This is a genomic window from Mesorhizobium sp. M0152 (assembly GCF_040322415.1).
Taxonomy (GTDB): domain Bacteria; phylum Pseudomonadota; class Alphaproteobacteria; order Rhizobiales; family Rhizobiaceae; genus Mesorhizobium.
The window spans coordinates 1-10299 of sequence record NZ_JAMYTH010000079.1 but is presented as its reverse complement, the minus strand read 5'-3'; the positions used below and the strand labels follow the sequence as shown (position 1 = coordinate 10299).

Genomic DNA, 10299 nt, shown 5'->3' with positions numbered 1-10299 from the left:
GACATCCCTTGCCCGCAGCTCAAGCGCCCGCAAAATCGCTGCTGCCAGCCTCGCGCCGAAAGACTGTGTGAGATATCCGGGCTAGCGTCGACCGCATCCATGATGTGGCCGCGTGAAGAGCCGCGCTGGTTCGGGCCTTCGCCCGTGGCGCCGTGCACTTTGGTAGCGATGACCACGTTCCAACGCTTGATCCCGAGATCCCTAATCGACTGTCCGAGCAGCTTTTCGGACTCGCCGAAGAAATAGACATCGGCGGTGTCGAAGAAATTGACGCCAGCGGCAATCGAGCGGGCGACGATCTCGTTGACGCCCTTCTGGTCGAGGCTGGCGATGCTGCGCCATTCAGCGTTCTCGCCAGCGGCGCCGAATGTCAGGGTGCCGAGGCAGAGCTCGGAGACGAACATGCCGGTATTGCCAAGCTGGTTGTAGCGCATGATGGAATTTTTCCCGAGTGAAGGAATTGAATGAGATGATGGAAATAGGAGCGGGCCGTATTTGCGATTGTCTGGGGATGTGGGCTTTCGAGGGCGGCGTTAGAAAGGCCGTCTCCGTCCTTCTCTGAACCGCGCGCCTGAGAAGGCGGAAAGTAGCCGTGATGCACGACCCCCGCTTCGGGTGGGAAGCTGGCCCTGCAGATGGACAGGCGGCAGCCTTCGTTGGCTAACTCCTGCGGTGGCCAAATCTAGGCCGCTGGAGGCGGCCGCGACCATTGCCACCTTGCCTTCAAGCCCTAAATCCATTTTTCAATTAACACCACAAGCTTCTTGGCACCCTTGCAGAGCAGCAAGCATGTACCGTGCCAAACGAAAATTCCGTCTAAAACAACATGATAGCCCTGTTGATAAAACGTCTGTTTAGCACTTACGTCGGATTCCCTACATTTGTGTCGCATGTCCGGCGATACGCCTTCCAGTTCTGACGACAGCGTTGGGTAAGCAACTTAAGTTTTTGTTCCAAGTGAATTAGTCATGTATAATGTCGGTCCTTACGGACGCACTGGGCGGCGTGCTTGATCGCAACCAAGCGTGGGCAATATTGGGCTGATCGGAGTGCGGCTTCGTCTGTTGCCCAGAAGCGCCAACCAATTCCGGTACGCCGCTCGATCCAGCCAAATTCGAGCCCGAGATTGCTCTTGTCTCGGCATTCGCCATGTTACAACGCCTGGGCGCATCACACTTGTAGCGGACGCCGGCTGCTTGTTGGTTATAATGGCGCTAAAGGGTGATCTGGACCGCTACAAGTGTGATGCGATCCGGAGCAATCCGGAAGGTGATCCCTGAATGGTTTGGCGCCTCACGGTTCGACGAGGCAGTGGGAGCCGAGATCGCGCGGTTGCTGCAGCCGCTCAGCGTTGAAGCGTCCATCCAGGCGATCGCGCAGCGCGAGCATCAGTCTGGCGAAAAACAGCGCCAGATCGAGTTGGCGCTCGAATAGGCGCAAAGGGCCACCAGAGCGCGCCGACAGTATGATACGGTCGACCCCGAGAATCGTCTGATTGCTCACGAGCTCGAGCGCCGGTGGAACGGCGCTCTCGCGGCTGTACGCGCTCGAGGAAGAACTGGAGGCCCTGGTTCAACAGCGGCCGGCCGCTTTGAGCGCCGAGGGGCGCCGGCGCCTATTGCAAATGAGGGCCGACCTGGAGCCGGAGACGGTATAGTTGATCCACGCTGCGCGCTACTGATGCCCGACAAGGCTATTGCCGGACTACTCGATCGGGCTGGAAAGCGAACAGGTCGGATCGAATGGATGGTCGCAGTCGCATTGCGAGGCTTCCGCAACACGCACGGCATCGCGGTCTACAGTGACGGCGAATGGGCCGAGCGCGGCAAAGTCACGTTGACAGAAGCCGCCGGGATGCTCAATCTGAGTTCCGCGACGGTCCTTCTCAAGATTGCTGCCGGCATCATTTCCGCCGAGCAATATTGCAAACGCCCACCTTGGATTACCAAACGACGGGATATCGAACAGTTCGCCTCTGATTGAGCAAGCCGACACGTGCCCCCAACGGGCTGCCTTCATCAAATCTGGATCAAAAGACCTTTGTCTTTCAATGACGTAGCGAGATGGGCATTATGACGTGGGACCAAGGCCCGTTGTAGCGCTGGCTTATACGGCAACCATAGACATTCCCGCCCGCTCCATCATGGAAGGGCCAATGTGCCGATTCCGGAAAGAAGAGCGAGCCCGTCGGAATATCTTACGTTATTAGAACAGTCGCCAGAAGAGGTGCTTGAATAGAGAAGCAGCGAGACCCGGCGATGGATTGATAGATTTTAGATGCGACGGCAGAAGGAGCTCGAAAACGCTTGACCTCAACCAGCCGAAAAGAGAGGCCTCATAGCCCTTTTTCAGCTGCGGGAATCAAGAATCAGATGTCGGTGTCACACATGGCCATAGTGCTCGCGATGAACGACAACTGAAAAGGCGTAGTCGAGCAGCGTACTCCAAGAGAAAATAGGCAATCTCACTTCGCGCTGCACACAGCGTGCGAACGGCTGAAGTCCTGTGCAACCGAAAATCAATGCGCACAGGTCGGAGTTCTTGGAGACGAAGTCCTTACACGCACTAACGAACTCGGCTTCGGCGCGTTCGAAACTGGCCGTCGGAACCGCAGACCACTTGTCTGCGCTCCCCAAATTCTCGAATTCCGGGCACGAATAGTCCTCGCATACTCCCATGAACGCAAGGTTTGACGCGGGATCAATTCCGACGCTGACGAGATGGTGCTCGGTCAGTCGCCGAGGGAAGGCACACACAATCCCAACGCGTCCCGTGCTTCCGGTCAGCCGCTGCGCGAGAGGTACCTGCAAAAGGCTCGACATGAATACAGGCACCGATACTTCAGCCGCAACTTCTTTTTGGAAATACGCAAAGTTACCGCACTCGGCTGCGATGGCTCGGCACCCCATACGTTCGAGTCGACGCGCGGCCTGCAGTATGGGTTCTAGGCAAGCGGATTTATCCGACTGAATTATGAGCCGATCGGTGTCGACACCTTCGACTACCTCGTATTGGACGGGGAATGGATACGCACTTGCGTTCCGTACAGAGCCGGGAAAACCAGGATACACCTCGTCGAGCAGCATGATCCCCAAACCCATGCCGCAACCATATGTACCCGGTTGGGCGCGAATGACATCTATCCCAAAGTCGCGGTTTACAGACATTATATAACTCCCAAGCTGAGCATGTAGCGGATGAATTAAGGGACGCGGTCACCCACGGGATAAGACAGTCGCAAAAAAACTTCCGCCTTACGACAATAAGCTTCAAGAGCCGTGCCAACTGCAAGAATATCCGTTGAAAGAGTTTTATGCCCGTTGTTCAATGGGTTTAAATATACAGCGGAACAAAGCCACGCTGAACACGACTGTGTCTCAGACTCGACAAACCCGACATTAGGTGTCGGTCGCTGGCGTCAACTGTTTCATGTTTCCGAGGCGCAGAGCCCGGGGGCCAAGCCGGCGGTTAGAGTCCTCTCTGATTGGGGTCGTTTAGGTCAAGCACTCCTGCACTTGTTTTCTGGACCGTCCCGCAGGTCACTCGCTTCTCTTCGCGGTCGGCGCTCTGGCCGCAGCATGATGTGGGGGTGGACGGCCCCCGCACGGCATCGATGTGCCAGAATGAGGTCGTTACAGATCTCAAGCAAAGGGAGACCGTCCGTGGAACAAATTATTCGCATTGGCATCGGCACGTCAAAACACATCTTCCAGCTCCATTGTGTGAACGCAGCTGAGGAGCCGGCGCTGCGCAAAAAACTGCGGCGCAAGGAGGTGGTGGCGTTCTTTGAGAAGCTGCCGTCGACAGTGGTTGCGATCGAAGCGTGCGGGGGCTCGCACCACTGGGCACGCCTGCTGCAGTCGTTTGGGCATGAGGTGAAGCTGATCCCTCCTCAATATGTCAAACCGTACGTCAAGATATGCCCACCTGACCATATCTTCACGAAAGGCTTCACATAAATCGGCGGGATCAAACGCACGTCGTGACCGAGCGCCGCGATCTCGCGCGCCCAATAATGCGAACCGCCGCACGCCTCCAAACCAACCAGACACGGCGGAAGCTTTTCGAAAAAGCCCAGCAGCTCGGCTCGACGCAGTTTGCGATTGAAAATCGGCGCGCCTTCGGCATCGGCGCCATGAATTTGAAAAACGTTCTTGGCCAAATCCAGGCCGATGGTGCTAACGTGCTTCACGGAACGGCTCCCTTCCTTGTGGCGTTGCTCGCAACGACCACGTTTTAGCACTTAGATGCTGTCGGTAGCGGGGCCGTTCCACACCATCAATCTGGGAGAGAAGCGCGCGACAATCTGGGGTTCTTCCGCATATTTGATACTGTTGGCGAAGTCACGCCGGGGCTGCTTGAGCCATGAGACGTGTGAAGCGCGATGTCCTTGTCCGTGCGACGGGGTCTTCGGTGATCCAGCGCGCCAAACGCATGAGATTCATGGCCGCGGCTGTGGCAAGATGCTGAAGGTGGGCTTTGGCTTGACCGATGTAGCGGGCGTGGCGCATGCCGAAGGCGCGCACCGCGTACGATATTGTCGCTTCGATCCCAGCTCGGCAGGCATATAGTCTTGCGAATTCGGCTGTCTGCTGTCGTTGGCGCCCGTCCTTCAGCGCTTCGTGTTGATCTTGCATGCGCAGCGTCATGCTGCGCCGATTTGCATGTGCCCCTGCGCAATCAACGCGATCGGAGCAAGCACCGCAGTCTTTGCGGGAGAACTTGATCTTGAATACCGAGGTTGCACCATTGTCGGTAGCTGCAGTCCAACTGGAACTGTACGCCCCTCGCGGACAGGTGACGCGGCGTTCATCCCAATTGATTTGAAAGGCGTCGGCAGTGAAGCCCTTGCCCGCCTGGGCCTGCCAGCGCATGTCGCGACGAACAGGCCCAATCAGATCGACTCCAAAGCGTTGTCGGGTCTCAACAAGAATTCCAGCGCTGAGATAGCCTGTATCGACGAAGTGCTGAGATCGCAAAATACCCTGTTGTTCCAGGGCTTCGTGAACGGGTTCTGTGGCCTGGTCGTCGGCGACCGGCGCCGTGGTCGTTCGCACATGCGTAATGATCGGCGGCGCATCAGCATCGCACGTCTCTGTCAGATGCACTTTGTAGCCGACCCACGAGGCTAAGTTCTTGCGCGCGTAGTGAGCGTCAACATCGTGCGGCGTGCTGACGAACAGAACGGCCGGCGGAATGCCATCCGCCGCCGTGCGCCAACGCATCTCGCCGTCGAGCAGCATGAACTGTTGCACCCACATTAGGCGCAACGTCTCGACGGCCGGTATCGCGCGCAACCATGTAGGCGCATCCGCGGCAAAGATCGCCGCCAGGAGACGGTGCCCATCCTCTCCAATCTCGCGGGCGTGGTTCTTGACGCGCCGTTTCCTTGCGGGGCAATCGGGTTGCTAATGTTGGCCGTTGGTAGCGCTCCACCCAATGAGGCGCTGCCTGCACTCGCAGCCAATCTGGCGCTGCCACAGCCAACACCTCCAAGGCATGGCGCATGGCTTCGGTGATCCCCGCCATGCGGTTGAGACCGCTCACCGCCGCGACAACACGGGTTGAGTCAGTGCGCTGGCGATGTCAGGCCGCACGAGATGGCGCGATTTGGCGATGTCGAGAACAGCGTCAAACAATATCGCTTCAGCCCGGCCGGCAATCAGGCGCGCCCGAAACTCGCACAAGACCGTGTGGTCGAAGCCGGCATCGGTGAGCGAGAGAGCCAGCAGATACTTCCAGTCAATCCTGCTTCGCACGGCATCCGCCGCTTGTCGATCCGACAGACCCTCGGCGAATTGCAGCAAGGTGATGAGCGCCAGGCGCCATGGCGTCGCGGCAGGCTGACCGAGCGCGGGAAAGAGCGACGCGAACTGTTGGTCATGGAAGATCGGCCCCAAATCGTCGCGCAGGATCATCAGCATGCAGTCTCGCGGAAAAGCAGCTTTGGCGACCCGCATCGTTTCCTCAGGAATTCCGACTGAAAGGTCTGGCCGCAGCGACATTCAATGCTCCTCGAATCAGTGGGAATACCCAGGGAATCAAGGCTCTCTGCATTCGTCGAGCCCAAAGTGCTGACTTCGCCAACAGTATCATATTTGGTGCAGGTTGCGGGATTCACGGACGGTGCGAATAAGTTCATAGAGTCGGAATCGCAGTCGACGCCGTGATTTGCCCATGCTCCATGCCTTCCGTTCGCTGATTTCGCCCGAACTTTCGATTGTCCCGATTTTCCCGCAGGCTGACAGGGTTGTGCTTGTTGCCCGGCCGAAGGTGATGGAATCGTGCTGTCCATGTTGCGGCTGCCGGACGCGTTGCGTTCACAGTCACTACATGCGCCGGTTGGCCGATCTGCCGTTGGCAGGGGCGGATTGTCGAAATCCGGCTTCACGCACGACGGTTTCGATGCGCCGATCCACAATGCCCGCGCCGGATCTTCACCGAGAGGCTTTCCCGAGACGGTTCAACCGAAGGCTCGACGCACGGTTCGGCTCGGCGAAAGCCAGCTGGCGATCGGCTTCGCGGCAGGTGGCGAGCCGGGCTCACGCCTATCGGACAGGCTCGCCATGCCGGCGAGCGGCGACACGCTGTTGCGGATGATCCGCGCGGCTGGGTTCGAGCCGCCGCAAGCGCCGCGTGTGGTCGGCATCGACGACTGGGCCTGGCGCAAGGGGCAGCGCTACGGAACGATCATCTGCGATCTTGAGCGTAATCGCGTCCTCGATCTATTGCCGGATCGAAATGCCGACACGGTCGCATCATGGCTGGAACGCCATCCTGGCATCGAGATCATCGCGCGCGATCGTGCCGGCGTCTATGCCGAGGGCGCCCGTCGCGGTGCGCCCGATGCAACCCAGGTCGCCGACCGCTGGCATCTTCACCAGAAACTGGGCGAAGCGTTGCGTTTGGCCGTCGGCCGCCATCGAAAAGCTGTCAGCGCCGCGGGGAAGGCCATGACGTCCGAGATGGCCGGAAACGACGACGCCAAGCTATCCCGAAACTTGATTGCCTGCGCCGGTCGAGGCGCAACCAGCGCAGTGAGCTCTATGCTGAAATCCTTCAGTTGCGGGAGGCCGGTCTATCGCTGCGACAGATCGCGCCCCAGATTGGCATGAACGTGAGAACTGTTGAACGCTGGCTTGCAGCGGGCGGTGAGCCCGAGCACCGGCGGCCGTACTCGCGCTCCGTCCTCATGGATCCTTTTCGAGACTATCTCGAAAAGCGCTGGGAGGAAGGCCAGCACAACGGGTTGCAACTGTGGACCGAAATCAAACGTCGCGGCTTTGAAGGCAGCAGGGCGACCGTCTACAGATGGACCGCCGCCCGTAAGGAGCGGCCACCGACCGCGCCGCCAAATTCGCGGTGGCGGCCGCCATCGCGCCGGAATTGTGCATAGCTCCTGAGCGAAGACCCGACACTCTCGATGAGCAGACCGAGCGGCTCCTTCACCATCTCCATGAAAATGCGCCGGAGCTTTCGATCGCGGGCGAACTCGCCCGCCGTTTTGCTGCAGTGATACGCGGCGATGATGATGCCGGCCTCGAGCAATGGATCGCCGATGCCACGGGCAGTGAGCTGGCCTCCCTTGCAGCAGGCATCGGCCGTGACATTGCGCTGTGCGAGGCGATGAGCCGGCCGACGATGCGGTTTGTGCCGGTCAAGACCGCTAAACAACAGGCGGCATTAATGCTGGTTGCCCGCTTACCAAAGATCATGGCGTGAGAGACGTCGATGCGCGCGAACGGTTCTCGCGGCCGCTCACATCATCTCGGACATCGAGCTAATAATCGCGGCGCTTGCTGCTTGCCATCGCGGCGATCACCGAGCCCACCAAGCAGGATGCGGCGCGACCGCCTCGTGCTGGCACAGGAACGGCTTGAACACCTATCGCACCGCGCCTCAATTCGTGGCCGGTACGCTCCGCGCGGAACGCTGACAAGGTGTCCGACATCTACGGCACGGTGAAACGGCCGCGTTTGAGAAAAGTCTATAAGGCACGTCGAGATCGCGTCCGCGACTTACTACCGGAATGCCTGCGGCCCATGCGCTGATTTGCTAGCCCAAACAGGTGGACGTTCCTTGTAATGTAAACCGGGGACGTCTTTGCAGAGCTATTGAGTCACAGGCGTAAACCCCGCGCTTGCCTCTGGCCGTATCGTTTCGACTGATGTTACACATCCGGTTATCGCCGACGCGATTGCGGCCTGCGTGAGAGCGAGACTTCCAATATTGTCACGACCCAGGCTGGCGTAAGGTGCGATCGTGCCAGTCTCGACGGCGCGTGCAAAGGATGCCAAGCTTTCTCGGCGGCCGAACGACGGCATCTCGGGAAGGCCGATCGGCACTACCGGCTGGCCGCGCCTGCGGATCACGACGTGATCACCGTGCAACGTGAGATCACGGTCACCGCGGCAAGTCCAGATAATCTCGCCTTCGGCACATTCCAAATGCCATTCGCCACCATAGGGTGTCGCCTCTCCAGCACTAAGCCAGTTACCGCGGTAGGTAACTACGGTACCTCGATCGAAGATGATGGTTGCAGTTGCCCCCGGTGGTTCCCGGAAGGGACTCCCGGGCGGCTGCCAAGCTGTACAATAGACCTGCCGGGGTTCCTGTCCAAGCACCATACGCATAAGGTCGAAGTGATGAATGCTAAGGTCCTCGAGTAGCGGTTGTCGCAAGGCGTAATAATCTTCCTCGGCCGGGGCATAATTCACAAACCGCCGGAACTCAATGTGGACTGTGCTGATCGTGCCGAGTGCTTGCTCTCTGACAAGCCGGGCGGCGGTTAAGGCGGCTGGAAAAAAGCGGAAGTTCTGGCTCACCATAAGGATGAGGTCGTAACGGTCTGCCATATCGACCAGGTGCGTTGCCTCAACGATAGTAGACACAAACGGCTTCTCCACCAAAACGTGCTTGCCGGCCTCAAGAGCGAGTGCAATGAGAGAAGCATGAGCCGCCAGGTTAGCGGTGATCAAGATTGCGTCGGCATCAATGTGCGACAGAGCTGCCTCGAGGGTTGAGAAGCATTGATCCGGGCGAGCCCCCAGCCTCGACCTCACTCTCTCAAGCAACTTCGGGTTATGCTCGACCCAACCTACCGCCTCGACCTCGGGCACTCGAGGTATGACGGCCTCAGCCCAGTCAACGCCCCATGGACCGAGGCCTACCTGGATTATCCGGACTGGCATGAATCAGGCTCCTATTCAGACGAAGCAAGGACGCTGTCAGATGGAGGGCGATGCAGCGGCTTGGCGCACATTGTGCGGCTTTAGCTTTCGCCCTCGGCCGGTCGTGGTCCCAACTTGTAGTGATGAGTGGTTGAGCCAGCTTTCACGTGCAGCAGATGGGTTCTTCGCCAAATGGTAGAATACGAGCGATATTTCGCCCTTCGATTCCGAAAAGAAGACGATAGATATTAGCAGATGACCCATGATGTTGTCAATATATACTTTGCGCTGCTGTTTCATGTTAATAGTACAGTTTAGTTAGCAGCACAATTGAGCGCCAACCACGGTTGCGATTGTCAGCGCTGGCCGCCACATACGCAAACTAAGATTTAGTTAAAGTTTTTTGACTGTTTGATATTATTGCCGCAACAGTCATTTTAATTGCCTGATATGAGAGGCCATCGTGAGCTTCACGAATAAAAAGATGAAAAAGATGGTGTGTCCCGGCTGACGTATGCAAATTCGGCAGCGTGGCTGAAGCCGCATGCGAAGGAGGGATTTTGCCTGGATGTTTCGTTACGGAAGACTGCGACCTGCATCGTCGATGCCGATTGACAACGCCTGCCGCGGTCTTGTTTCAGCTGCTTCAGGAATGCCAGACTCCGCTCGAGCGTCAGGTCATCAAGGGCCAGTGCAGTATTTCTGCGGCCACGCTGCTCGGACACGAAGCACAGGAACAGGCGGATCGTGTCACGATAACTGCGGATCGAACTGAGTCGCTGGAGTAGGAAGAAGCTTCGTCACTCGGGTTGTACCCGCCAATATTTTCCCGCCGAGGTGACCAGCGCGGCAGGTCAGCCAAAAGGGTGGGTCGTTGGGCGAGAAGTCCGGAAAATCCTAGGAGTCTGAAACCGCAACACGAGCAGTTCTACGTTCTACGTTCTACTGAGCGGCATGATCACGCGTTCTCGCGACAGGTTGCGTGTTTCAGAAATTCGCGGACCAGCCAATCCGCTAATTCGCATTCGACTGCTGTCCACAATTGTAAGCGCGTAGGCATCCCCACGTAGCGTGCAGGCGGTTGATCGCTCATTTTCAGCATGAATCATGCGGAGAATCCTGTGAGCGA

At 58.1% G+C, this 10299-nt stretch carries 8 protein-coding genes and 3 pseudogenes; 5 read left to right on the top strand and 6 right to left on the bottom strand.

The window, feature by feature from the left end; genetic code table 11:
* Both NKJ26_RS32495 and NKJ26_RS32490 read right to left on the bottom strand, forming a co-directional pair.
* Positions 1-434: aldo/keto reductase (locus NKJ26_RS32495; protein ID WP_352699882.1), on the bottom strand; the 434-nt coding region annotated here is incomplete at its 3' end.
* An 859-nt stretch (positions 435-1293) separates the two neighbouring features.
* Positions 1294-1503 (bottom strand): hypothetical protein, encoded by a 210-nt coding sequence (locus tag NKJ26_RS32490; protein ID WP_352699881.1) that lies wholly within the window; start codon positions 1501-1503, stop codon positions 1294-1296.
* A gap of 177 nt (positions 1504-1680) precedes the next feature.
* Between NKJ26_RS32490 and NKJ26_RS32485 the strand changes: the two genes are divergently transcribed.
* The gene (locus tag NKJ26_RS32485; protein WP_352699880.1) at positions 1681-1983 is read left to right on the top strand and encodes a hypothetical protein; all 303 of its coding nucleotides are present in this window, start codon (positions 1681-1683) and stop codon (positions 1981-1983) included.
* A gap of 398 nt (positions 1984-2381) precedes the next feature.
* On the opposite strand, the gene NKJ26_RS32480 is transcribed toward NKJ26_RS32485, so the two are convergent.
* Positions 2382-3167, bottom strand: coding sequence for an aspartate/glutamate racemase family protein (locus NKJ26_RS32480; protein ID WP_352699878.1), 786 nt, complete (start codon positions 3165-3167; stop codon positions 2382-2384).
* A 495-nt stretch (positions 3168-3662) separates the two neighbouring features.
* Here NKJ26_RS32480 and NKJ26_RS32475 point away from each other — a divergent pair.
* A pseudogene (locus NKJ26_RS32475) lies at positions 3663-3917 on the top strand (IS110 family transposase); the annotation flags it as partial.
* Between the two features lie 20 nt (positions 3918-3937).
* Here NKJ26_RS32475 and NKJ26_RS32470 read toward each other — a convergent pair.
* Positions 3938-4192 (bottom strand): annotated as a pseudogene (locus NKJ26_RS32470) (IS110 family transposase); the annotation flags it as partial.
* A gap of 151 nt (positions 4193-4343) precedes the next feature.
* A pseudogene (locus NKJ26_RS32465) lies at positions 4344-6005 on the bottom strand (IS1182 family transposase).
* 288 nt (positions 6006-6293) lie between these two features.
* Here NKJ26_RS32465 and NKJ26_RS32460 point away from each other — a divergent pair.
* The 3 genes from NKJ26_RS32460 to NKJ26_RS32450 are packed head-to-tail and all read left to right on the top strand — an operon-like array spanning position 6294 to position 7722.
* Entirely contained in the window at positions 6294-7115 is an 822-nt protein-coding gene (locus NKJ26_RS32460; protein ID WP_502903261.1) for an ISL3 family transposase, read from the top strand.
* Entirely contained in the window at positions 7064-7396 is a 333-nt protein-coding gene (locus tag NKJ26_RS32455; RefSeq protein WP_352699874.1) for a hypothetical protein, read from the top strand. Before NKJ26_RS32460 ends, NKJ26_RS32455 begins: the two co-directional genes overlap by 52 nt.
* The gene (locus NKJ26_RS32450; RefSeq protein ID WP_352699884.1) at positions 7363-7722 is read left to right on the top strand and encodes a hypothetical protein; all 360 of its coding nucleotides are present in this window, start codon (positions 7363-7365) and stop codon (positions 7720-7722) included. The genes NKJ26_RS32455 and NKJ26_RS32450 overlap by 34 nt, the downstream gene beginning before the upstream one ends.
* 389 nt (positions 7723-8111) lie before the next feature.
* Here NKJ26_RS32450 and NKJ26_RS32445 read toward each other — a convergent pair whose 3' ends face one another.
* The gene (locus NKJ26_RS32445) at positions 8112-9191 is read right to left on the bottom strand and encodes a Gfo/Idh/MocA family protein (RefSeq protein ID WP_352699872.1); all 1080 of its coding nucleotides are present in this window, start codon (positions 9189-9191) and stop codon (positions 8112-8114) included.
* Positions 9192-10299: the final 1108 nt, after the last annotated feature.